General features: G+C 67.0%; 1 pseudogene. It reads left to right on the top strand.

Features of this window, described 5'->3' with window-relative positions:
- Nucleotides 1-764: pseudogene (locus tag HLUSI_RS28670) on the top strand (ATP-dependent helicase); the annotation flags it as partial.

Below are 764 nucleotides of genomic sequence, written 5' to 3'. Positions count from 1 at the left end.
AACGTCACGGTGGCGCAGGTCGATCAACCTGCACGCCGAAGCCGATGCGCTCGAAGCGATCCAGGCCGCGGGTTTGTTGCCGCTGCCGGCGGACGCCTTGCAATGGCGCGCGGACGACATGGCGACCATTGATGGGCAACTGTGGTCGCTGCTGCTGGAAAACAATTTCGGCGATTTCTGGGCCGACCGCGTGCCGGAGTTGCAGCAGCAAGGCTGGAGCATCGTGGTGCGTCCCGGCTTCGCGCACGAAAGCGTGCCGGTCGAGTCCTGGCGCGTCATCGTCAGTCCCGAATCCGGCGCGGTGCTCGGCAAGGAAGTCGCGAGCGCGCTGCAGCAGGGGCGCACCAAGATCATCGGCGACTTCAGCGAACCTGGTCGCGCGGCATGGTGGCTGCTGACCATGGGCGTGGAAATCGAAGGCCAGTTCTTCGATCTCACGCCGATGCTGGCCGACCTGTTGCGACGCGACGCGCGCTGGACCGACGTCAAGACGATCGCCGCCATCGACGACATCTCCCTGATCTCGCTGCGCGCGCCGGGCGGCAAGCGCGTCGATGCCCTGGCCGCGCCGCTCAAGGTGATCGTGTCGGCGATGCTCGACCTGCTGACCGACGTGCGCCGCAAGGATGGCGCGCTGCGCATTTCAGCGTGGGACGCCGGCCGCCTCGACGACATGTGTCGCCGCCTCGGCGAAGACGGCGCTACATATGGAAACGGCTTCCACTTGCAAAGCGACGCCGGCCTGCGCGAACTGGCGCTGCGCC

The sequence above is a fragment of the Herbaspirillum lusitanum P6-12 genome (genome assembly GCF_000256565.1).
GTDB classification, from domain to species: Bacteria; Pseudomonadota; Gammaproteobacteria; order Burkholderiales; family Burkholderiaceae_D; genus Herbaspirillum; species Herbaspirillum lusitanum.
This window is presented reverse-complemented; position numbering and strand designations above follow the sequence as displayed.